Origin of the sequence: Micromonospora sp. NPDC047527 (assembly GCF_040643015.1) — a bacterium.
In the GTDB taxonomy this organism is placed as follows: Bacteria; Actinomycetota; Actinomycetes; order Mycobacteriales; family Micromonosporaceae; genus Micromonospora.
Genome location: NZ_JBEYTK010000005.1, coordinates 395,990 through 418,008 on the forward strand (window position 1 = coordinate 395,990; position 22,019 = coordinate 418,008).

The 22,019-nt window shown below is 71.3% G+C and carries 18 protein-coding genes; 5 read left to right on the top strand and 13 right to left on the bottom strand.

From position 1 onward, the window contains the following. Window positions 1-12: 12 nt before the first annotated feature. Window positions 13-2,427 (top strand): transposase, encoded by a 2,415-nt coding sequence (locus tag ABZ808_RS21525; RefSeq protein ID WP_357009576.1) that lies wholly within the window; start codon window positions 13-15, stop codon window positions 2,425-2,427. Window positions 2,428-2,682: 255 nt separating this feature from the next. Here ABZ808_RS21525 and ABZ808_RS21530 read toward each other — a convergent pair whose 3' ends face one another. From ABZ808_RS21530 to ABZ808_RS21545, 4 genes are all read right to left on the bottom strand, one after another. Beyond that, the gene (locus ABZ808_RS21530; RefSeq protein ID WP_007455465.1) at window positions 2,683-3,276 is read right to left on the bottom strand and encodes an ATP/GTP-binding protein; all 594 of its coding nucleotides are present in this window, start codon (window positions 3,274-3,276) and stop codon (window positions 2,683-2,685) included. Between the two features lies 1 nt (window position 3,277). After that, the gene (locus tag ABZ808_RS21535) at window positions 3,278-3,655 is read right to left on the bottom strand and encodes a DUF742 domain-containing protein (protein WP_355592580.1); all 378 of its coding nucleotides are present in this window, start codon (window positions 3,653-3,655) and stop codon (window positions 3,278-3,280) included. A 97-nt stretch (window positions 3,656-3,752) separates the two neighbouring features. After that, window positions 3,753-4,157 carry a roadblock/LC7 domain-containing protein gene (locus ABZ808_RS21540; RefSeq protein WP_007455462.1) on the bottom strand — a complete coding sequence of 135 codons (405 nt, stop codon included), beginning with the start codon at window positions 4,155-4,157 and terminating at the stop codon, window positions 3,753-3,755. Next, on the bottom strand, window positions 4,154-7,795 hold the full coding sequence (locus ABZ808_RS21545) for a nitrate- and nitrite sensing domain-containing protein (protein ID WP_357009222.1): 3,642 nt from the start codon (window positions 7,793-7,795) through the stop codon (window positions 4,154-4,156). The genes ABZ808_RS21540 and ABZ808_RS21545 overlap by 4 nt, the downstream gene beginning before the upstream one ends. A gap of 460 nt (window positions 7,796-8,255) precedes the next feature. Between ABZ808_RS21545 and ABZ808_RS21550 the strand changes: the two genes are divergently transcribed. After that, on the top strand, window positions 8,256-8,591 hold the full coding sequence (locus tag ABZ808_RS21550) for a hypothetical protein (RefSeq protein ID WP_357009225.1): 336 nt from the start codon (window positions 8,256-8,258) through the stop codon (window positions 8,589-8,591). Window positions 8,592-8,594: 3 nt separating this feature from the next. Here the strand turns inward: ABZ808_RS21550 and ABZ808_RS21555 are convergent, their stop codons facing one another. Then, complete coding sequence (locus ABZ808_RS21555; protein WP_357009228.1) at window positions 8,595-9,674, bottom strand: adenosine deaminase; 1,080 nt, start codon at window positions 9,672-9,674, stop codon at window positions 8,595-8,597. Window positions 9,675-9,734: 60 nt separating this feature from the next. Here ABZ808_RS21555 and ABZ808_RS21560 point away from each other — a divergent pair, with 60 nt between their 5' ends. Then, window positions 9,735-10,772 (top strand): putative RNA methyltransferase, encoded by a 1,038-nt coding sequence (locus ABZ808_RS21560; protein ID WP_357009230.1) that lies wholly within the window; start codon window positions 9,735-9,737, stop codon window positions 10,770-10,772. A gap of 12 nt (window positions 10,773-10,784) precedes the next feature. Here ABZ808_RS21560 and ABZ808_RS21565 read toward each other — a convergent pair whose 3' ends face one another. From ABZ808_RS21565 to ABZ808_RS21575, 3 genes are all read right to left on the bottom strand, one after another. Then, window positions 10,785-11,465: a DUF4272 domain-containing protein gene (locus ABZ808_RS21565; RefSeq protein ID WP_357009233.1), complete on the bottom strand. Its 681-nt coding sequence runs from the start codon at window positions 11,463-11,465 to the stop codon at window positions 10,785-10,787. 112 nt (window positions 11,466-11,577) lie between these two features. Then, the gene (locus ABZ808_RS21570) at window positions 11,578-12,858 is read right to left on the bottom strand and encodes a thymidine phosphorylase (RefSeq protein WP_357009236.1); all 1,281 of its coding nucleotides are present in this window, start codon (window positions 12,856-12,858) and stop codon (window positions 11,578-11,580) included. A gap of 34 nt (window positions 12,859-12,892) precedes the next feature. Then, complete coding sequence (locus tag ABZ808_RS21575; protein WP_357009238.1) at window positions 12,893-13,597, bottom strand: cytidine deaminase; 705 nt, start codon at window positions 13,595-13,597, stop codon at window positions 12,893-12,895. Between the two features lie 89 nt (window positions 13,598-13,686). Here ABZ808_RS21575 and ABZ808_RS21580 point away from each other — a divergent pair, with 89 nt between their 5' ends. Both ABZ808_RS21580 and gap read left to right on the top strand, forming a co-directional pair. Beyond that, window positions 13,687-14,289, top strand: coding sequence for a TetR/AcrR family transcriptional regulator (locus ABZ808_RS21580; protein WP_357009241.1), 603 nt, complete (start codon window positions 13,687-13,689; stop codon window positions 14,287-14,289). Further along, window positions 14,286-15,296 carry a type I glyceraldehyde-3-phosphate dehydrogenase gene (gap, locus tag ABZ808_RS21585; protein ID WP_357009243.1) on the top strand — a complete coding sequence of 337 codons (1,011 nt, stop codon included), beginning with the start codon at window positions 14,286-14,288 and terminating at the stop codon, window positions 15,294-15,296. The genes ABZ808_RS21580 and gap overlap by 4 nt, the downstream gene beginning before the upstream one ends. Before the next feature lie 93 nt (window positions 15,297-15,389). On the opposite strand, the gene ABZ808_RS21590 is transcribed toward gap, so the two are convergent. The 5 genes from ABZ808_RS21590 to ABZ808_RS21610 form a co-directional block, all read right to left on the bottom strand. Beyond that, entirely contained in the window at window positions 15,390-16,670 is a 1,281-nt protein-coding gene (locus tag ABZ808_RS21590; protein WP_357009246.1) for an ABC transporter permease, read from the bottom strand. Window positions 16,671-16,673: 3 nt separating this feature from the next. Next, window positions 16,674-18,035 (bottom strand): ABC transporter permease, encoded by a 1,362-nt coding sequence (locus tag ABZ808_RS21595; protein WP_357009249.1) that lies wholly within the window; start codon window positions 18,033-18,035, stop codon window positions 16,674-16,676. A 156-nt stretch (window positions 18,036-18,191) separates the two neighbouring features. Beyond that, window positions 18,192-19,856 (bottom strand): ABC transporter ATP-binding protein, encoded by a 1,665-nt coding sequence (locus tag ABZ808_RS21600; protein WP_357009253.1) that lies wholly within the window; start codon window positions 19,854-19,856, stop codon window positions 18,192-18,194. Window positions 19,857-19,978: 122 nt separating this feature from the next. Further along, window positions 19,979-21,046, bottom strand: coding sequence for a BMP family ABC transporter substrate-binding protein (locus tag ABZ808_RS21605; protein ID WP_357009578.1), 1,068 nt, complete (start codon window positions 21,044-21,046; stop codon window positions 19,979-19,981). A gap of 275 nt (window positions 21,047-21,321) precedes the next feature. Beyond that, window positions 21,322-21,663, bottom strand: a complete 342-nt coding sequence (locus tag ABZ808_RS21610) for a hypothetical protein (protein ID WP_357009580.1) — start codon at window positions 21,661-21,663, stop codon at window positions 21,322-21,324. Window positions 21,664-22,019: the final 356 nt, after the last annotated feature.

The window sequence follows — 22,019 nt, forward strand, 5'->3', positions numbered from 1 at the left end:
CAGTAGAAAGACCTGTCCCGGGAGGAGGACGACGCCTTGGCGCTCGTGCGCGTGTACTGCGGTCTGGCCTCGGCGGATTCGGCTGACCGACCGGCTCCGGTCAGGTCGACGCTGACGTCCGCGGTGGTCGACGACGCAGGCCGTCTGCTTCATGTCAGCGAGATCAGTGATGACGCGGCTGGCTACGCCCAGCTCGTCGCGCTGCTCGTGGAGCGGTCGGGCGGGCCGAGTGGTGCGGCCATCGCCGCCGACAGCGACGACCACACGGTCACCTCGCTGTTGAGCGCGGCGGGTCGCCCCCTGGCGATCGCGGACGACGACTCGGTGGACGACTTCGCCGAGCGGTTCGCCGACGACGACTCGCTGGAGGAGATGCAGTCACCGCCGGCCGAGCGGCGTGCCGTCGGTCTGGCCCGTGCGTTGCAGGCGGGTGCGCTCTCCGCTGTCACGCTGCCGGCGCCCCGGGACCTCGCCGGCTACAAGCAGGTGCTCGCCGCGCACGCCGCCCTGGCCAGCGGTCGGCACTCCGCCGCGGTGGCGCTGCGTGAGGTGCTGCGGGAGCTCTACCCGGCGGCGCTGCGCGCGTACCCGGATCCGGCCGAACCGGTCTCGCTGGCGGTGCTTGACGCACTGCCCGAGCCGGGCATGCTCGGCGGCACCGTCGCCCGGGGTCGTGAGGTGTCCGTCGCCGCCGACGCCATCGCCGCGCACCTCGCGGCGGACGGGGTGGCCGACGCCGAAGAGATCAACGAGGCGGTCACCGCGCTGCGGGTCGCCATCTCGGAGACGCCGCGCCGCGCCACGGTCAACCGGGCACTCACCTCGGCCGTGGCCGAGACGGTCCGGCAGGCCGTAGCCTCCGTACGCGCCTGCGACGCCGGTTGCGAGGCGCTGGTGAGCGCGCTCAGCGCGCGGGTCAGGACGCCCGCTCCGGCTCCCGGTCGCCGGGCCGCCACCCGTCGTGGCGACTCGATCGGCGAGCTGGCCGGCCTGACCAACGCCGACACCAGCCTGACCAACACCGGCGCCGGCCTGCGTGCCGTCCGACCGACCCCGACCGCCGCCGAGCCCACACCCGTCGTCGGCCGACGCAGCCGCCCCGAGCCGGCCCCGGGCAGCGCCCCGCTGGCGTCACCGCGCCCGCTCGGCCCGCCGCCGGTCGCCCCGGCCCCGATCACTCCGCCGCCGGTCGCACCCGCACCGATCGCACCGGCCGCCGCGATGGCCGGCCCGCCGGTGTCGGCGCTCCCCGGCCGCGCCGAGCCGCTCCCGAGCCGGATCGACGGCCCGACCAACCGCCCGGTCTCCTCGCCGCCGCCCCCGCCGCCCGGGATCACCCCGATCGCTCCGGCGCAGCGTGGCACCGTCCCGCCGGCCGAGGCGGGCGAGCCGTTCCGGCCGACCCTGACCACCGCCGCGATCAACAACGCGCGGGCCGAGCGGCAGCGCACGGTCATCCCGCCCCGCCCCAAGACCAACGGCGAACGACCGAGTCACCTGCAGCGGCCGGTCGACGAGCCGCCCACCGGCGGGTTCAGCGCCACCGACCTCAGCATCCCGGTGCCCGCCCCCCGGCCGGGCCAGGAGCAGGCGCCTCCGGGCTCCCGGGCGAACTGGCCGCTGGTCAACAATCCGGAGGACCCGGCCGACAGTTCGCCGAACAACCCGGCCGCCTACTCGTATGGCGGCGGCCGTGGCATCGACGCCCCGACGGACCCGGGGCGGGCCGACGGTCGGGTCACCCCGCCCTGGCTCGCCGACGACCTGCCGCAGGAGCCACCGATGTTGCGGCTCGTCGAGCCGCCACCGCTGGCCGACCGGGCGCTGCGGGAGGGGCTCAACCCGTCGACCGACCCGCGCCTGGAGACGCCGCCGCTGCGGCTCGTCGACCGGGAGCAGGCCGCCCGCAACGGCCGCCCCGCGCCTCGCGTCGACCGTGCCCCCGAGCACCGGCCGGCACCGCCGGTCGAGCACCGGCCGCCGCCGGTGGCCGACGAGGGCGACGGTGACCTGCTGATCTTCGCGCAGGCCAAGTCCGCCTGGTTCGTCGGGCAGGCCGAGGAGTCCGACCTGGACTGGTCGACCACGGCCGACACCGGTTGGCAGGCCGCCGAGCAGGCCGCACGCCCCTCGGTGGGCGCCGAGACCAACGCCGGACTGCCGAAGCGGGTGCCGCAGGCCAACCTGGTCCCCGGTTCCCCGATACGCGAGGAGCGTCCGCTGCGGATAGTGCGTGACGCGGCAAGCCTCGCCGAGAACACCACCGGCTACTTCCGCGGCTGGCGTCGCGGGCAGGAGATCGGCGGGTTCGCGGTGGGCGGCCGGCCGGGTCGCGAGGCTGCCGGCGGCTGGGATTTCAGCCGCGACCACGGCGACCGCGACGACGACCGCGAGTACGAGTACCGCTCCGCCGGCTACCAGTCCTGACCGACCGGCAGTCCCGGCTCCGCCACACGTGCCCGTCCCGCCCTCAGACATCGAACCTGAGGGCGGGGCACCGGGTTCGGCACCTTCTCCCCCACCAACGCAAAAGATCTTGGACATGAGTGGCCCCTGTGGCGGGCTGGCTCCCATCCAAGATCTTTTTGCGTTGCGCAGGCGCGCCCGGGAGGGGTGTGGGCTCGGGCAGCACTCAGCGCCCGGTGGCGGCCAGGGCCACCACCGGGCGCGGGATCGTCCCGGTCAGGCCGGGGCGACGGCGCGCGTACGGCGCATGGTGAGCACGTACTCGACCAGCGAGATCAGCACGTGCTTCGTCGACTCCCGGTTACGGGCGTCGCAGGCCACCACCGGCACGTCGCTCGAGATCGCCAAGGCGTCCCGAACGTCCTGCGGGTCGTGGTACTGCATCCCGTCGAAGCAGTTGATGGCCACCAGGTACGGCAGCCGCCGGTGCTCGAAGAAGTCGATCGCCGCGAAGCAGTCGGCCAGCCGGCGGGTGTCCACCAGCACGACCGCGCCGATCGCGCCCCGGACCAGTTCGTCCCACATGAACCAGAATCGGGTCTGACCCGGCGTACCGAAGAGGTACAGGATCAGGTCACGGTCGATCGAGATCCGGCCGAAGTCCATGGCCACCGTGGTCGTCGTCTTGCCCGGCACCTGCCGGGTGTCGTCGACGCCCACGCCAGCGGAGGTCATGATGGCCTCAGTGGTCAGCGGCGTGATCTCCGAGACCGAGCCGACCAGCGTCGTCTTACCGACGCCGAACCCACCGGCAATAACGATCTTCGCCGACGTCACGCGCCCGCTCGGGTTCGGCGGGCGGTGCGACATGTCAGAGCCTGCGAAGTCCACTCAGCACCCTCTCCAGCAGTTCAGTGCCCACCGCGTCGTCGGAGTCGTCCAGGATGGTCGGCTCGTGGACCGCGACCAGGCCGTCCGTCGCCATGTCGGCGATGAGCACCCGGGCCACACCGAGCGGGAGCTGCATCCGCGCCGCGATCTCAGCGAGCGATTGCACGCGTCCGTCACACAGCGCGGCGATGTACTGGTGTTCGCGGCCCTGGCCACCGTTGCCATGAGCAGCGGCCCGGCCGCGCACCGTCGTCTCGACGAGCGCCTCCAGCGCGATGTCGAGCCGGGGACGGGTACGACCACGGGTCACGGCGTATGGACGGACCAACGCTCCGGTCGGTTCGTCACGATCGGCCATGTCGCCGCTCACCTCCTTCGCACCCGGTACCGGCTCCCACCGGTGAAACTCGTCGTTGTTGTCGTTGCAGTTGCGCCAACCTCAGGTTGGTGGGACGTCAGCCCAGCATGCCCGCGGCCGCACGCGGCTGCGGGGTCAGGGCGTCGCCCACCCGGTCGACCAGTAGTGCCATCTCGTAGCCAACCTGCCCCACGTCCGAGCTGCGGGCGGCCAGCACCGCGAAGGACGAGCCGTCCGAGATGGACATCAGGAACAGGAAGCCATTGTCCATCTCTACGACGGTCTGGAGTACGGCGCCTCCCTCGAAGCAGCGGGCCGCCCCCTGGGTCAGACTGACCAGACCGGACGCGATCGCGGCGAGCTGGTCGGCCCGGTCCCGCGGCAGATCCCGTGACGACGCGAGAAGCAGGCCGTCCGCCGAGACGGCGACCGCATGCGCGACACCGGGCACCCGGTCGGCGAAGTTGGCCAGCAGCCAACCAAGATCCTGCGTAGTTGTCATCCTTCTTGCTCCTTCTGCCCGCTCCCGGCCGCTGGGCCTGAGCCAGACTGCGAGGATTGCTGCCCTCCCGGAGTCGCCTCCGGGCTGGTCGGGGTGTCCGAGGTGTTACGCCCTCGCTGCACGCCCCGGTGGTAGGCGGAGAGCAGGCCACGGACCGCCTCCGGGGAACGCCGCTGGACCGAGGTGGCAGGCTTCTCAACCGCGCCCGGCACCAGCTGCGCCATCGGCTTGCGCTTCGGCAGACCGGTCGTGGTGGTCTCGTTCACCGGGGCCGCGCTGGCCGCTGCCGAGGCGGCACGCCAGCCGTCGTCGGCGGCGGTCTGCCAACCGTTGGTCTGCGGCTGGGGCCGGCGGTTCGGCAGGCTCTCGGCGAGACTGGGGCGTGCGCCCCCGTTCGCTGTCGACCCGTTGTCCCGCGGCGCTCCTCCGGTCGTCGGAGTCTCTGCCATCGGCGTGTTACCTGTCGTCCCGGGTGGTGTCTTGTGGACTGTCCGACCGGTGGCCTCGACCGTGGCGAGCTGCTGGGTCGCGTCGCCGCCGTTCGCCGCCGGCTTGGCGGCGGCAGCCGCCTCCTCCGGACCCGGACGGCGGGTACGGAACCAGGCCGACTCGAGCTCCCGGAAGATCGGCAGCTCCATGGTCTCGTCCGCGTACCGCTGCCGGTTCTGGGCCTGCGGCTGCTGGGGCGCCGGACGGCTCTGTGCCGGCGCGGGAGTCGCCGGTGGCTGAGCCGCGGCGGTCTGCTGCTCGGCGCGCGGCACCCGGGGCAGCTCCGTCGTCATGTCCAGGGCGGCGGCGAGCCGCTCGGGCACCGGCGGGGTCTGCGTGTCCCGCTCGCCGCCCGGCACCGGCGGCCAGGCCGGCGGCGCGGGGGCGCTCGGCCCAGGGTCGGGCGGGGCGGACCGGGGCGTGAAGCCGCTGAACGACTGGCCGGCTGCCGGCGGCGCCGAGTACGGCTGCGCCGAGGCGGGCGGCGCCGAATATGGCTGCCCAGAGTACGGCTGCCCGGAGGCGGGTGGCGCCGAATACGGCTGGCCGGAGTACGGCTGGCCCGAGGACGGCGACGCGGACACCGGCGGGCCGGCGTACGGCTGGCCGGAGGCCGGAGCGGCGGACACCGGCGGGCTGCCGTACGGCGCACCCGAGTAGGGCTGCCCGGAGTACGGCTGGCCGGAGGACGGCGAGGCGGAGACCGGCGCGCCGGAGTACGGCTGCGCGGAGACCGGCGGCGCGGAGTACGGGCGCGCTTCCGGGCTGCTGGGCAGCTGCCGGGGGATGCCCGGCTGCTGCTGACCGGTGGTCGTGGGCTCGTCGCCGGCCCGGCGCTGCGGCAGCGGATCGATCGACTGGCCGTTGGTCGTCCGGGGGGTGAACCCATCGCCGCCGTTGGCGCCGTTCGTCGCGCTCGCGCCGGTCAGGTCGGACCAGGCCGGCATCGAGCGGTACGCACCGGTGTTGGCGGGCGTGCCGGCGCCGTTGCGCGAAGCCGGGTCGAACGGCCGACCGCCCAGGGTGACCTGGTTGCCGGACTCGCTGGGACGAGGGCCGTTGCCGAGCGCGGGCAGCGCGCCGAGCGCCGGCGGTGGCCCGCCGTACTGCGGGCCAGCCGCGGGCAGGGCCGGCGGCTGCTGCTGCCGGCCGGAGAGCGCCCGGGGCACCAGCACCGAGGTCGGCAGAGTCACGTCCGCGACCGTGCCGCGGTCGGCGCCGGGACGCAGCTCGACACGGACCCCGTGCCGCGACGCCAGGCGGGCGACCACGACCAGGCCCATCATCCGGGACACGGCCACGTCCACCTGTGGGGGCGTCGCGAGCCGCTCGTTGAGCTCGTGCAGCTGCTCGCGGCTGATGCCGATGCCGCGGTCCTCGACGTAGAGCGAGGCGCGGTCGCCGACCCGGCGGGCCTCGACCATCACCTGCGAGTCCGGAGGGGAGAACGCGGTGGCGTTGTCGAACAGCTCGGCGACGAGGTGCACCAGGTCGTTGACCGCGTGCGCGGCGACCTCGATGTCGCGGTCGATGACCCCGAACTCGATCCGGGTGTAGTGCTCGACCTCGGACTGGGCGGCGCGCAGCACGTCGATGAGAGCGGCGGGCTCGCGCTGCACGCGGGTGGAGTCGGCGCCCGCGAGCACGAGCAGGTTCTCGTCGTTGCGGCGCATCCGGGTGGCCAGGTGGTCGAGCTGGAACAGCTCGGCCAGCCGGTCCGGGTCCTCCTCGCCGCGTTCCAACCGGTCGAGGTGCCCGATGAGGCGGTCGACCAGGATCTGCGAACGGCGGGCGAGGTTGACGAACATGGTCGCGACGGAGGCGCGCAGTGCGGCCTGCTCGGCGGCCGTCCGGACGGCTTCCAGGTGGACGGCGTTGAACGCCTCGGTCACCTGACCGAACTCGTCCTTGCTGCGGACCGGCAGCGGCTCGGCGATCTGGTTGGCCAACTGCACCGGGGAGAGCTGGCCGACGACCTGCGGGTCACGGAGTCGGGCCACCGCCTGCGGTAGGCCGTACTGGGCGACCGCGAGGGCACCCTGGCGCAGCTCGCGCAGGGAGCGGGCCATCGAGCGGGCGACCAGGTACGCGAAGAGGATGGCCAGCAGCAGCATGCTGAGCAGCAGGCCGGTCTCCAGGAAAACCTGGCGCTGGACGTCCGCGCGCAGGTTGTCGGCCTCGGCGACCACGTCGCCGTCGAGCTTCATCTCGACGGTGCGGATCAGCTTGGCGTTGGCCGTCATGGCCGAGTCCCACTGGTCCGGGCCGAATGGCGCGCCGCGCATGTCGCCGGTGGTGTTGCCGTCGATCCAGCCGATGTAGTTCTGTGCCTCGCGGCGGTCACCGCCGGCGACCGTCTGGTCGTGGAACTTCGCCTCGTCGGGGCTGGCGGCGGCCTTGAAGCTCTGCAGCGCCTGCTGCTGGCCGGTGCCGCTGGCGATGTATTCGGTGCGGAGCGCCGGAGTCAGCCGCTGCCCGCCCTGTACGCCCAGCGCGCGGTGCACGACGACCCGGCGGACGGCGAGGAATTCCTTCTCGCGGGCGACCGCCGCGGCGGCGCGCATCCGGTCGCTCAGGTCGTTGTCGCCCGCGAGCTGGGTGGCCGAGTCACGGATGGCGAGCAGATCGTTGATCAGGCCTTCATACGCCTGGGTGGCCTCGGCGAGCTTGAGCTTGCCGCTGAACACCTGGCTCCGGACGCCCGGCAGGTCCTTCAGGCTCTGGTCGATGCCGTCGAGCAGACCGTCCAGGCTGCCCGTCAGGTCGTCGATCTGGCCACGTTGCTGCCGGTAGGTGCCGGTCGCCCGGTCAACCCGGGTGTTCACCCGGTTGTAGGCCTCCTGGTACTGCGCCTTCGGCTGCGTCCCGGTCGCCTGGAGCAGCAGCACGGCGGTGGTCCGCTCATCCTGCAGTGTGTCGACCAGGTCACCGGAGTAACTCGACAGGCTAGCCAGGTCGCCAGCGCGGTTGGCATTGTCGAGCGTCTCCAGGTGGTCGACGAGACCACTGGTGCCCACCACGATCGTGGCGATGGTCGGCACGATCATGATGAGACCGAGCTTGGACCAGATCGGCATGTCCCGGAGCCGGCTGGCCGGCCGGCCGAGCCGCGACAGGAAGGAGCCCGCCGTCTTTGGCCGTTTGCTCACGTCACCGCCCTCGCGATTACAGCTTGAACGCGTTGCCCCGGGCAACGCCCAGCGACCGACCCGGCGGGTCGGACCCCCGAGATTCCATCACGCCGCTCGGCAAGAAGAAAGCCCAGGTTGTCACCCGCCGAAGGTGTGATGAGATGTTGATACGTTTTGATAGCAGTCCGTCTGGTCGGAGTAACTGAAGGTAATGGAACATCGGCATCGTGTTGTCCTGCTCGCCGGCCCTTCTGGCTCCGGAAAGTCGTACATAGCACGGCAAACTGGCCTGCCAGTGCTTTGTCTGGACGACTTCTACAAGGACGGCGATGACCCTACGTTGCCGCGACGAAACGGCCAGGTCGATTGGGATTCACCTCAGTCCTGGGACGCGGGGACGGCCGTCGAAACGATTGCCCGACTGGCCCGCGAGGGTCGAGCCGATGTGCCGGTTTATGCGATCGGCGCAGATCGTCGGGTGACCACCCGGACATTCGATGTCGACGGATCGCCACTTTTCGTAGCCGAAGGGATTTTCGCCGCGGAGATCGTCGAGGAGTGCCGGCGGCGAGGGCTGCTCGCCGGGGCGTACGCGCTGCGCCGGCCGCGCGGCGCGACCTTCCTGCGCCGGCTGGCCCGCGACCTGGCCGAGCAGCGCAAGGCACCCCGGGTGCTGGTCCGACGTGGGGTGGCCCTGCTGCGGGCGGAACCCGCGGTGCTGCGCCGGCAGACCGGGCTGGGCGCCGAGGCGGCCCGCGCCCGGGAGGTGCTGCACCGGGTGGCCGGCCTGCTCTCCGGCCACCCGCACGGCTGACGGTCAGGCCAGCAGCTTGGCGTACGCCGGCTTGATCACCTCGTCGATGATCCGGAGTCGTTCGTCGAACGGGATGAAGGCGCTCTTCATCGCGTTGATGGTGAACCACTGCAACTCCCGCCAGCCGTAGCCGAACGTCTCCGTCAGCAGGAACATCTCCCGCGACATGGAGGTGCCGCTCATCAGCCGGTTGTCGGTGTTGACGGTGACCCGGAAGCGCAGGTCCCGCAGGAGGCCGATCGGGTGGTCGGCGATCGAGTCCACCGCACCGGTCTGCACGTTCGACGAGGGGCACAACTCCAGCGGGATGCGCTTGTCGCGGACGTACGCGGCCAGCCGACCGAGCACCGGCGCCCCGCCGGGGGTGATGTCGTCCACGATCCGCACGCCGTGACCGAGCCGGTCCGCGCCGCACCACTGGATCGCCTGCCAGATCGACGGCAGACCGAACGCCTCACCGGCGTGGATGGTGAAGTGGAAGTTCTCCCGCTGGAGGTATTCGAAGGCGTCGAGGTGTCGGGTGGGCGGGAAACCCGCCTCGGCGCCGGCGATGTCGAAGCCGACCACCCCGGCGTCCCGGTGCCGCACGGCCAGCTCGGCGATCTCCTGTGAGCGAGCGGCGTGCCGCATGGCGGTGAGCAGCGTGCCCACCCGGATGCCCAGGCCCGCCTCGGCGGCCTGCGCGGTGCCCTCGGCGAACCCGGCCAGCACCGCCTCGACCACCTCGTCCAGGCTCAGGTCCCGTTCCAGGTGCTGCTCCGGTGCGAAGCGCACCTCGGCGTAGACCACCCCGTCGGCGGCCAGGTCCAGGGCGCACTCGCGCGCCACCCGGCGCAGCGCCGGCCCGGTCTGCATGACCGCGACGGTGTGCGCGAACGTCTCCAGGTAGCGCTCCAGCGACCCGGAGTCGGCGGCCTCGACGAACCAGCGCCCGAGCGCCTCCGGATCGGTGGTGGGCAGTTCGTGGCCCACCTCTGCGGCCAGCTCGACGATCGTCGCCGGCCGCAGTCCGCCGTCGAGGTGGTCGTGCAGCAGCGCCTTCGGGACCTTGACGATGTCCTCGTATCGGATAGTTGCGACCATGCTCAGACCCTAGTCAGCGACCCTCCTGGGCCGGGACGGGACCGGCCTAGACTTGATCCCGTGGACACAGCTCGGTGGCTCGACGAGCGGGCCGGGCGCATCCTGGAACGGCTGCGCTGCCCGGTCTGTGGCGAGCCGCTGAGCGAGACGGCCGCCGGCACCAGCCGGGCGCTGCGCTGCCCGCGCCGGCACAGCTTCGACATCGCCCGACAGGGTTACGTCAACCTGCTCGCCGGTCGCGCCCCGCACGTCGGGGACACCGCGGAGATGGTCGCCGCCCGGGCGGACTTCCAGGCCGCCGGGCACTACGACGTCATTTCGGCAGCCCTCGCCGCTGCCGCGACGGAGGCCGCCGCCCGGCTCGGCGCGACGGCCGCGACGCGGCCGGCACCTGCCCCGCCCACCCTTTGCTCTGCTTACCCCCACGCACCAATGTCCGACCAGAACCGGTGCGTAGAGGTAAGCAGAGCAAAGGACACAACAGCGGGGGTACGGGCCGAACCGCCCGCGCCGGACTCCGGGGCGTACCCCCTGGTGGTGGATGTCGGCGCCGGCACCGGCCGGCACCTCGGCGCGGTCCTGGCGGCGCTGCCCGACGCCGTGGGTCTGGCCCTGGACGTGTCCAAGCCGGCGCTGCGCCGCGCGGCCCGCGCGCATCCCCGGGCCGCCGCGGCGCTCGCCGACACCTGGCAGCGGCTGCCGCTCGCCGACGCCTCGACCGCAGTGCTGCTGAACGTCTTCGCCCCGCGCAACGGCCCGGAGTTCCACCGGGTGCTCGACCCGACGGGCACGCTGCTGGTGGTCACCCCCGCCGCCGACCACCTCGCCGAGTTGGTCGACGCCCTCGACCTCCTGCGGGTCGACCCGGAGAAGGCCGACCGGGTCGCCGCCAGCCTGGGCGGGCACTTCACCCCGGCCAGCTCGACGGTGCACCGCGCGGAGCTGACCCTGACCCGGCCGGAGGTCGCCACCCTGGTCGGAATGGGCCCGAGTGCCTGGCACACCGACCCGGGCAAGCTCGCCGAACGGCTGGCCGCGCTGCCCGAGCCGATCCGGGTGACCCTGGCGGTCCACCTGGACGCCCACCTGCCGCGCTGACGGCAGCGCGGCTCAGGTGGAGAGGTCGACCTCTTCCCAACCCGGCGGCTCGTCGTGGTACGGCCCGCGCAGGATCACCGCCCACTCCAGCGCCCAGCGCCGCTGCCCGATCGCGTTCGCGTCGACCAGCCCCGGCGCCCGATGACCGCTCCGCTCGGTCTCCAGGTACGCCCAGTCGAGGCAGTAGTGCAGGTCGAGCAGGGCAGCCGCGTCGGCCGGGTGCTGCGGGGCGGCGAGGATCCTGGTTCGCCAGTGGGCGAACGTCTCCCCCTCGGCGATGTGCGGCAACCGCTCCACCAGCCGCTCGTCCACGGCCAGGGTCGGATCGAGCTGCTTGCTCAACCCCAGCACCCAGGCCAGCGCGAAGAGCGCGTCGTGATGCAGCACGAACGAACGGTGGTCGCCCTTGCCGCCCATCACGAACTGCCACTCCGGCGGCGTGACCATCTCGACCAGGTGCGAACCGAGCAGCCAGCTCATCGCCGCCTGCGGGGGCATCCCGAAACAGCGGGCCAGGATCAGGTGCAGCACGGCGATCCGCGCCTCGATCTCCGCCCTCGGACGCAGCTCAATTTCGTCACCCGGCTCCCAGACGAGCGGGAACTGGGCCGGCGGCAACGGCAACCCGAGCCGGGACAGCTCGTCCAGGCTCGCCTCGCGCACCTCACGTGGGTCGGGGGCAGGTACGGTCACGGCGGATCTTCCTGTCTGCTCGCGACGGCCCAAGGCCGATCGTCCCCCCTTGGCCTGCGACAATAGCGCTCCAAGATGACCGGCACCATGCCGACCCGACCGCCCGACCGGGTCAGCCGATCCGCTCGATGACCAGCGGCGTCGCGGCCGGTGCGGCCGGCGCGATCCGTACCGCGCGAGCGGCCTCCGCCAGCGCCGCCGGGATCCGCGTCGCGTCGTCGGCGCGCAGCTCGTAGAGGGGGTCGCCGGCCCGCACCGCGTCGCCCGGCCGCTTGTGGAGCACCACCCCGGCCGGCACGCTGACCGGGTCCTCCTTGCGGGCGCGGCCCGCGCCGAGCCGCCAGGCCGCAACCCCCATGGCGTACGCGTCGACGGCCGCCACGTGCCCGTCCCGCTCGGCGCGGACCACCTCGACCTCCGGCGCGCTCGGCATCGGCGCGTCCGGGTCGCCGCCCTGCGCGCGGATCATCGCCCGCCAGGAGTCCATCGCCCGGCCGTCGCGCAGCGCCGCCGCCGGGTCGGCGTCCGGCAGCCCGGCCGCGTCGAGCATCTCCCGGGCCAGGGCCAGGGTCAGCTCCACCACGTCGGCCGGCCCGCCGCCGGCCAGCACCTCGACCGACTCGGTCACCTCGACCGCGTTGCCGATCGCCAGGCCGAGCGGGGTGGACATGTCGGTGAGCAGGGCGACCGTCCGTACGCCGTGCGCGCCGCCCAACTCGACCATCGTGCGGGCCAGCTCGCGGGCCTGGTCGACGGACTTCATGAAGGCGCCCGAACCGACCTTGACGTCGAGGACCAGCGCGCCGGTGCCCTCGGCGATCTTCTTGCTCATGATCGAGCTGGCGATCAGGGGGATCGCCTCCACGGTGCCTGTCACGTCGCGCAGCGCGTACAGCTTGCGGTCGGCGGGGGCGAGCCCGGCGCCGGCCGCGCAGATCACCGCACCGACGTTGCCGAGCTGGGCGATGAACTCGTCGTTGCTCAGGTTGGCCCGCCAGCCGGGGATGGACTCCAGCTTGTCCAACGTGCCGCCGGTGTGCCCGAGACCCCGCCCGCTCAGCTGCGGCACGGCAGCGCCGCACGCCGCGACCAGCGGCGTGAGCGGCAGGGTGATCTTGTCGCCGACGCCGCCGGTGGAGTGCTTGTCCACGGTCGGCCGGCGTACCGCCGAGAGGTCGAGCCGCTCACCGCTGGCGATCATCGCGGCGGTCCACCGGGCGATCTCCGGGCCGGTCATGCCGTTGAGCAGGATCGCCATGGCCAGCGCGGACATCTGCTCGTCGGCGACAACCCCCCTGGTGTACGCGTCGACCACCCAGTCGATCTGCGCGTCCGACAACACACCGCCGTCCCGCTTGGCCCGAATGACATCAACAGCAGCAAAACCACTCATCAAGATCTCTCTCAGCTATGGGGCGCAACGACGATCAAGCCCAGCGAACAGGGATCTCCGCGGGCGGCTCACCCTCGCCGGCCCAGAAGATCGTGCCGGTGGCGTCCACCACCACGACCCGGGGCGTACGGGCCGTTCCCCAGGTGATCGCCTCCGCCGGGTCGCCCCAGCTGGGCGCCTCCTCCAGCACACCGGTTTCGGCGCCCGCGTCGTCGCCGGCCGACCGCTCCCAGTACGCCGTCCAGACCTGCTGCCCGGCGGACATGTCCGGGTGCACGAAGACGGTGCCGCGTCCACGCCAGGCGGCCAGCCGCTCCGGGACCACCGGCAGCGGCGTCTCACCGGTGACCGCCTCCAGGTCCTCCACACCGAAGGCGTGCGGCAGCAGCTCGGCCATCCGCAGCGGGTGGGTCTTCGTCTCGATCAGGCACTCCGGCCCGCCGTGTTCCCACAGCAGTTGCCGGCACCGGCCGCACGGCATCAGCGGCTCTCCGGTGGCGTCGACGCAGGAGAGCGCGACGAGGCGGCCGCCACCAGTCGCGTGCAGGCTGGAGACCACCCCGCACTCGGCGCAGAGCGTCACCCCGTACGCGGCGTTCTCCACGTTGCAGCCGACCACCACGCGGCCGTCGTCGACCAGGGCGGCCGCGCCGACCGGGAACGTCGAGTACGGCGCGTACGCGTGCCGCATCGCGTCGGTGGCGGCGGCGCGTAACCGCGCCCAGTCAATGTCGGTCATGCCCTCATTCTGCCCAAGCAGCCCAGGTCAGGATCAGGCAGGGCCGGGTCCTCAGGCACTCTGTACCTACTGGTATGTACAGTGATGCCATGGACTCGCGACAACGACTGCTCGACACGATGAGCGAGCTCATGTGGGAGCGCGGCTACGCCGACACCAGCCCGCGTGACGTCCGCGAACGCTCCGGCGTGGGCCAGGGCAGCATGTACCACCACTTCCCGACCAAGCGGGATCTCGCGCTCGCCGCCCTGGAGCGCAACGTCGCCGACCTGCTGCCGGCCGCGTCCGAACTCGACGATCCGGGCGACCCGATGGCCCGGATCGAGGCATACCTGATGCGTCCCCGCGACGCACTCAAGGGCTGCAAGGTCGGCCGGATGACCCAGGACCCGCAGGTCCGCGAGGATCCGGTGCTGCTTGCCCCGGTGGCCCGCGCGTTCGCCCAGGTCCGCGTCAGCTGGGTCACGGTGCTACGCGAGGCCGTCGACGCGGGCCAACTGCGAGACGACCTCGACCCCGAGCAACTCGCCAACGCCCTGATGGCCGTCCTACAGGGCGGCTATGTGCTCGCGATCGCCCAGCAGGACCCGGGCCCGTTCGACGACGCCCGCGCCGGCGCTCTCAGCCTGCTCCGGGTGGCGGCGCCAGCCGGGTCCGCCCCAGAGAACAACAGGAAGGAACTGAAGCCATGACGGTACGCATCGGCATCAACGGGTTCGGACGGATCGGGCGCACCTACCTGCGTGCGGCCCTGGCGAACAACGCCGACGTCGAGGTTGTCGCGGTCAACGACCTTACCGATGCCCGTACGCTGGCCACCCTGCTCGAGTGGGACTCGGTCTCCGGCCATCTGGACGGCGTCGCCTTCGACGGCGACGCGATCACCGTTCAGGGCACGCGCATGAGGGTCTTCGCGCAGTCCGACCCGGCCACCATCCCCTGGGGTGACGTGGGCGCCGACGTCGTGATCGAGTCCACCGGCCATTTCACCGACGGCGGCGCGGCGGCGGCCCACCTCAAGGGCGGCGCGAGGAAGGTCGTCATCTCGGCGCCGGCCAAGGGGGACGTCCCCACGTTCGTTCTCGGCGTCAACGACGACCGGCTCGACCCGGACAGCCACGACGTCTTCTCCAACGGCTCCTGCACCACGAACTCGCTGGCGCCGCTGGCCAAGGTGCTCAACGACTCGTTCGGCATCGAGTCGGGACTGATGACGACCATCCACGCCTACACGGGCGACCAGCGGCTCCACGACGCGCCACACTCCGACCTGCGCCGGGCCCGCGCGGCGGCCGTCTCGACCATCCCGACGTCGTCGGGCGCCGCGAAGGCGATCGGTAAGGTCATCCCGGAGCTGGACGGGCGGCTCACCGGCGCCGCACTACGCGTACCGGTCGCGACGGGCTCGATCACCGACCTCACCGTGGTCCTCCGCCGGAGCGCCGACGTCCAGGAGGTCAACGCGGCGTTCCGCGAGGCGGCCGCCTCCCAGCGGCTCCGGCGCTACCTGCAGTACTCCGAGGCGCCGCTGGTCTCGGCGGACATCGTCGGCAACCCGTACTCGTCGATCTTCGACGCGCCGCTGACCGAGGCCGTCGGCAACCAGGTCAAGGTGTTCGGCTGGTACGACAACGAGTGGGGCTTCTCCAACCGCCTCGTGGAGTTCTCCGAGCGGATCGGAACGACTGCTGCGGCCTGACGCCGAGCACCACCACGGCGTACCCGGGAAGGGTCCGGGTGGGCTCGCTGTCCGACGTGCCCGGCGGGACGCCGCCGGGCACGTCTGCGGGCGTCAGCCCTTGATGTAGGGCTTACCGTCGGCGGCCGGCGCGCGGACCTTGCCGACCAGCCCGGCCACCGCCAGGATCGTCGCCAGGTAGGGCAGCATGGCCAGGAACTGGCTGGGGATCGAGCTGCTGATCGCGCCCAGGTAGGTGGCGAGCTGGTCGGCGAAGCCGAAGAAGAGCGCGGCGAGCAGCGCGCCCGTCGGGTTCCACCGGCCGAAGATCAGCGCAGCGAGCGCGATGAAGCCCTTACCGCCGATCATGTTCTTGGTGAACGAGTAGAGCGCCAGCGTGTAGGAGGCGCCGCCGATGCCCGCGACCACGCCGGCCAGCAGCACGTTGCGGTAGCGCACCCGCAGCACCTTGACGCCGAGCGTGTCGGCGGCGGTCGGGTGCTCACCGACCGAGCGGGTGCGCAGCCCCCACCGGGTGCGGAACAGCGCGATGTGGATCACCAGCACCAGGAGCAGGCCGAGGTAGAGGAAGATGTTGCCGCGGAACAGCGCCGGCCCGAGCACCGGGATGTCCTTCAACAACGGGATCTCCCAGTTGCTGAAGCGGGGCGCACTGTTGTATTTCGCGGCGTCGGTCTGCATCAGCCGCTCGTAGAGGAAGCCGGTGACACCGACCGCCAGCAGGTTCAGCACGATGCCCATGACGACCTGGTCGACCAGGTAGCGGATGGCGAAGACGGCCAGCAGCAGCGAGATGAACGCGCCACCGAGAGCGGCAGCGACCAGACCCACCCAGACGCTGCCGGAGATGCTGCCGAACAGCGCGCCGCTAAACGCACCCATCAGAAGCTGGCCCTCGATGGCCACGTTGACCACGCCGGACCGCTCGCAGAGCACCCCGGCGAGCGCGCCGAAGATCAGCGGCAGGGCCAGGATGAAGGTGCCCCGGATGATGTTGACCAGCGGCATGAAGTTCTGCCCGGCCGGCGCGGAGGAGACCTGCCAGCAGAGGAACGAGAGCACGAAGCCGACCAGCCCGACAGCGAGCACGGGCAGGAACCAGCGCTTCGGCACCCCGGCGAGCAGCGCCGCGCCGGCGGCGATCGCGATGATCCCGAACAGGATCGCGCCGATCGTGCCGTTGATCTCCAACGCGGTACCGGCCGCGTCGTCGCTGAGCGTGAAGCGGGCCTGCTCGTCGGTGGCGAGCGCACCGAAGAGCACCGCAGCCAGCAGGCCGAGCGCCAGCAGCGTGAGGCCGACCTTGCGGCTACGGGTCCAGAAGCCCTCGTCGACCGGGGCGACCGCGATGTCGGGGACAGCCATGGTGGACATGAGTTACCAGCCCTTCGCCAGGCTCGTCTGCAACCGCGCGGCCCGCGCGGCCCGGAGCTGGAAGATCGCCTTCACCAGTGCCGGCGCGGCGATGAAGATGACGATCAGCGCCTGGAGCACGGTCACCAACTCCAGCGAGATCCCGGAGTACGACTGCATCCGGTTGCCACCGGCCTGTAGCGCCCCGAACAGCAGCGCGGCCAGCAGCACCCCCCAGGGCTTCACCCGGCCGAGCAGCGCCACCAGGATGCCGTCGAAGCCGACCTGCGCGACCACCAACGGGGTCAACGCGCTGGCGGTCGAGCCGAGCACCATGTTCGAGCCGCCGAGCCCGGCCAGGATCCCGGCGAAGACCATGATCAGGATGTACGTCCGGGTGACGCTGATACCGGCGGTGCGGGCGGCGTCCGGGTTGGCGCCGACCGCTCGCAGCTCGAAGCCGAGCGTCGAGCGGTTCAGCAGCCAGGCGACCGCCCAGGTGGCCAGCACGGCGAGCAGGATGCCGGCGTGCACCCGCAGGTTGTCACCGAGCAGTCGGGGCAGCTGAGCGGAGGTGTCCACCGCCTTGCTGATCGCGTCGGTACGTTTCGGGTCCTGCACGCCGTTCTGCACGATCAACCAGGTGAGGAAGTACGTGGCGACGTAGTTGAGCATGATCGTGTTGATCACCTCGTGCGCGCCGGCGCGGGCCTTGAGGATGCCGGGGATGAAACCCCAGATCGCCCCACCCAGGGCACCCGCCAGCACCGCCACCAGCAGGTGCAGGCCGGGCGGCAGCGGCAGCAGGAAGCCGGCCAGCGCCGCCATGATCACGCCGATCGTGGCCTGGCCCTGTGCGCCGATGTTGAACAGGCCGCCACGGAAGGCCAGCGCCACCGACAGGCCGGTGAAGACCAGCGGCGCGGCGTAGGTCAGCGTCTCGGAGATCGGCGCGAGCGCGGCCTGCCAACCGTTGGTGCCGTTCAGCCAGCCGGAGAACGCCTCGGGGTCGAAGATCGAGCCCTTGAACAGGTTCGCGTACGCCTCGCTGACGAGCGTCCAGCTGGAGTTGATCGCGTCGGACGGGCGGGAGGTGATGTACGAGTAGGTGGAGAGCACCGCCGGATCAGAAATGATCATCAGCACCGCGCCGACCACGATCGCCAGCACCAGCGACAGCAGGGTCACCGTGAAGGTGTTGGCCGCCCAGAGGTTGTCCAGGAAGAGCCGGCCCAGGCTCGGCTTCGGCTCCGGCTTCGGCTCCGCCGGGCCCGGCTCGGTCGCCAACTCGGCCCGTTCGGTGTTGGCGAGCGCGTCCTGCGCGGCCTGCGCCTCGCTCGCCGGCTCCTTGTCCGGGGAGCCCGACTGCGGGCTGGTGTCGCTCATGCCGTCACTCCGCTTCGCTGCGTGACGCCATGAGGCACCGACGCCCTGTAACGATGATTCGCTCGCTGGGGCTCGCTCATGCCGTCACTCCGCTTCGCTGCGTGACGCCATGAGGCACCGACGCCCTGTAACGATGATTCGCTCGCCGGGGCTCGCTCATGCCTTGTCCTCGTTCGCGGGGCCGTCGGCGCTCGCCGGGCCCTCGTCGGTCACCGTGTCGTCGGCAGCGCTGGGCTCGGCGGTGGCGTCCGGGCTGATGCCGGCCATCAGCAGGCCGATCGCCTCACGCGGGGTGTCCGGGCCGACGATGCCGATGATCCGGCCGCGGTACATGACCGCGATCCGGTCGGCCAACCCGATCACCTCGTCGAGTTCGCTGGAGACCACCATGACGGCGGTGCCGACGTCCCGCTCGCGGATGATCCGGCTGTGGATGAACTCGATCGACCCGACGTCGACGCCGCGGGTCGGCTGGGCGGCGATGAAGAGCTTCAGCGGCCGGGACAGCTCCCGGGCCACGATCACCTTCTGCTGGTTGCCGCCGGAGAGGGTGCCCACCGCCGCGTCGGCCGACGAGGTACGGACGTCGAACTGCTCGATCCGCTCCTTCGCCGAGGCGGCGATCGCATCCGGCTTGAGCGCGAGCCCTGCGCCGAACGGCGGCCGGTCGTAGATGTCCAGCACCAGGTTCTCCGCGACGCTGAACTCCTTGACCAGGCCGTCCACGCTGCGGTCCTCGGGCACGTAGCCGACGCCGGCGCGGAGCACCTTCTTGGTCGTCCAGCCGTCGATCCGGTCGCCGCCCAGGCTCACCGTGCCGGCGAGCACCGGGCGCAGGCCCATGATCGCCTCGATCAGCTCGGTCTGACCGTTGCCCTGGACGCCCGCCACGCCGAGCACCTCGCCCGCGCGCACGGTCAGGTCCACGCCGTCGACCGCCCGAACCTGCCGGTCGTCGTCGACGACCAGCCCGGCCACCTCGAGCACCGGCTCCCCCGGCGTGGCCGGGGACTTGTCCACGGTGAGCCGGACGTTGCGCCCGACCATCAGCGCGGCCAACTCGTCCCGGCTGGCCTCGGGTGAGGCGGTGCCGACGGTCTTTCCGCGCCGGATCACCGTGATCCGGTCGGCGATGGCCTTGACCTCGCCGAGTTTGTGGGTGATGAAGACGATCGACTTGCCGGCGGCCTTGAGGGACCGCATGACCGTCAACAGTTCTTCGGTCTCCTGGGGGGTGAGCACGGCGGTCGGCTCGTCCAGGATGAGCAGGTCGACGTCGCGGGTGAGCGCCTTGACGATCTCGACGCGTTGCTGGATGCCGACCGGCAGGTCCTCGATCACCGCGTCCGGGTCGACCCGGAGGTTGTAGCGCTCGGACACCTCGGAGACCTCGCGCCGGGCGCGGCGTCGGTCCAGGAAGCCGGCGATGCCGCCCTTGACCTGCTCGGCGCCGAGCATGACGTTCTCCGCCACGGTGAAGACCGGCACCAGCATGAAGTGCTGGTGCACCATGCCGATCCCGGCGCCGATCGCGTCGGACGGGCCCTTCAGCTTCAACGGCTTGCCGTCGACCAGGATCTCGCCCTCGTCGGGCTGGTAGAGCCCGTAGAGCACGTTCATCAGGGTCGACTTGCCCGCGCCGTTCTCGCCGAGCAGGGCGTGAATCTCTCCAGGCTCCACCGTCAGGTCGATGTGGTCGTTGGCGACCAGATCACCGAACCGCTTGGTGATGCCGCGCAGTTCGAGTCTCAGCGCAACCTCCTGGAGTGCGAGCGATGGTGCAGCGTAGCTGCCGCTGACCCAGCCGGCCGGCTGGGTCACCGTGGCGCGCGATCGGCCGCTCCGGCGCCGCGGGTCAACCCGCGGCGTCAGAGCGGCCGGATCGGTCGTACCTGTCCCCCGCCGACCCTCCCGATGATCTCATCGGACGGGCCGGCCGGTTGTCACTTGGTCGGCTGGGCCTTCGAGGTGACGGTGATGGTGCCAGCGGCGATGTCCGCCTTGATCTTGTCGACCTCGGCCTTCAGCTCGGCCGGAACCTTGCTGTCGAAGTCGTGGTACGGGGCGATCGAGACACCGTTGTTGGCCAGGGTGCCGACGAAGCCCGGGTTGGCCGGCAGCTTGTCGCCAGCGGCGGCCTTGACCACGGCCTCCTTGACGGCCTCCGGGATGTTCTTGACGACCGTGGTGATGATCGCGGAGCAGTCCGGGGTGCTCTCGCAGCCGTCGACGTCCACCCAGATGGTGTTGTACTTGCCGCCCGAGGCCTTCGCCGCGGCGGTGGTGCCGAGACCGGCGCCACCGGCGACCGGCATGATGATGTCCGCACCCTGGGCGACCAGCGCGTCGGAGACCTTCTTGCCCTCGTCCTGCTTGCCGAAGTCGTTGGTGAAGGAGCCCTTCTGGGTCTCCTTGTTCCAGCCCAACAACTGGACGTCCTTCTTCTTCGTGGTGTTGTAGTACGCCACGCCGTCGGCGAAGCCGTCCATGAAGATCGTCACCGGCGGGATCGGCAGGCCACCGTAGGTGCCCACCTTGCCGGTCTTGCTCATCCCGGCGGCCAGGTAGCCGGCCTGGAACGCGGCCTGGGCGGTGTCGAACTGCATCGGGTAGATGTTGGCGTCACCCGGGTTCGCGTCGACGATGCCGAACTCCTGGTTCGGGTTCGCCTTGGCGATCTTCGAGGTGGCGTCGGCCATCAGGCCACCGACCGCCAGGATGAAGTCGCACTTCTGGTTGACGTACTGCGTCAGGTTGGGCTCGTAGTCGGCCTCAGCCTTCGACGCGACGTACTTGATGTCGATGTTGTCGTTGGCGGCCTTGGCCTCCTGCAGACCCTTCCAGGCCGAGGTGTTGAACGACTTGTCGTCGATGCCGCCGGTGTCGGTCACCATGCAGGCGCTGAACTTCTTGGCGCCACTGCCGGCGTTCTTGTCATCATCGGGGGCCTCGCCACAAGCGGCGACGGAGAGCGCAAGCCCACCCACCGCGACGATCGAGGCGATCCGCATCCCACGCACCGAGCGCAAGACGTCTCCTTCCCATTGCACACCGCGCCTAGTGCGGTGGCAGCCCATCAGCCGACCTGCGGGTGCCGCCGGCTGTCCCACGTTACGGACGGGAGCGTACGCCCGCGCCCACCCACCGGCCGACAATCGTGCACGACTGTTGAGCGCCTGTTACCCGGGTGTAACCCTTGCGTGGGGCAAGTCACTCTTTGTGCTGCTAATCGCGTCCACGGGCGTCACGAAAGTCCGGTTCGCGGGAGGCCGCTCCCTCTCGGACGTTACCGCCAGAAGACCGCCACTGCCGCGTTGACCAGGGTCAAGCCGGCGATCGTGAGGAAGTGCCCCCGGTTGATCGAGTCACGCTTCCGCGAGAAGAAGACCATGACGAAGATCAGCAGCGCGAGCGTCAACTTCGTCACAAGTTTTGCCGGTGCCGGCTCGTCACCGTCGCGCAGCGGGGCGGCGAGCCCGATCCCGGTCAGCAGACCGATAACGGAGCCCCACAGCATCGCGGGGTTGATCCGAAGCCGGCCGCTGATGTATTGCGCGATCGTGCCGCCGAGCAACAGGGCGAAGCCGATCAGGTGGACATAGAGAAGAATCAGTCGAGTCGTTTCCACGCCAGCCATTCTCCCCCATCAACGACACTTTGTAGTAGGGCCCGCCCGGGGGATGGGGCGAACGGGCGAGGCGCCCGGCCGGAATGTCCCGACCGAGCGCCTCAACGAACTGTCCGCCACCGTGGGGCGGCGGTGCCGTGCTGTCAGCTATCGATCTTCACCGAGCCGTTGATCTTGCTGTCCCGCACCGACGCCTTGGCGCCGAGGGCGGTCAGCCCACCATTGACCTGGCTCTCCACGACCGACACCACCGAGGCGCCGTTCGCCTTGACACCGCCGTTGATCTTGGCGTTGAACGCAATCAGGCTGGCCCCCGGCGCGACGTTGACGCCACCGTTGACCGTCGCCCCGTCCAG

Bases quoted from the DNA above. Each gene is read 5' to 3' on its own strand.
- ABZ808_RS21555 (WP_357009228.1), bottom strand. From the start codon at position 9,674: ATGGTCGCAACTATCCGATACGAGGACATCGTCAAGGTCCCGAAGGCG.
- ABZ808_RS21530 (WP_007455465.1), bottom strand. From the start codon at position 3,276: ATGTCGCACCGCCCGCCGAACCCGAGCGGGCGCGTGACGTCGGCGAAG.
- gap (WP_357009243.1), top strand. From the start codon at position 14,286: ATGACGGTACGCATCGGCATCAACGGGTTCGGACGGATCGGGCGCACC.
- ABZ808_RS21595 (WP_357009249.1), bottom strand. From the start codon at position 18,035: ATGAGCGACACCAGCCCGCAGTCGGGCTCCCCGGACAAGGAGCCGGCG.
- ABZ808_RS21540 (WP_007455462.1), bottom strand. From the start codon at position 4,157: ATGACAACTACGCAGGATCTTGGTTGGCTGCTGGCCAACTTCGCCGAC.
- ABZ808_RS21590 (WP_357009246.1), bottom strand. From the start codon at position 16,670: ATGTCCACCATGGCTGTCCCCGACATCGCGGTCGCCCCGGTCGACGAG.
- ABZ808_RS21570 (WP_357009236.1), bottom strand. From the start codon at position 12,858: ATGAGTGGTTTTGCTGCTGTTGATGTCATTCGGGCCAAGCGGGACGGC.
- ABZ808_RS21535 (WP_355592580.1), bottom strand. From the start codon at position 3,655: ATGGCCGATCGTGACGAACCGACCGGAGCGTTGGTCCGTCCATACGCC.
- ABZ808_RS21575 (WP_357009238.1), bottom strand. From the start codon at position 13,597: ATGACCGACATTGACTGGGCGCGGTTACGCGCCGCCGCCACCGACGCG.
- ABZ808_RS21580 (WP_357009241.1), top strand. From the start codon at position 13,687: ATGGACTCGCGACAACGACTGCTCGACACGATGAGCGAGCTCATGTGG.
- ABZ808_RS21605 (WP_357009578.1), bottom strand. From the start codon at position 21,046: ATGCGGATCGCCTCGATCGTCGCGGTGGGTGGGCTTGCGCTCTCCGTC.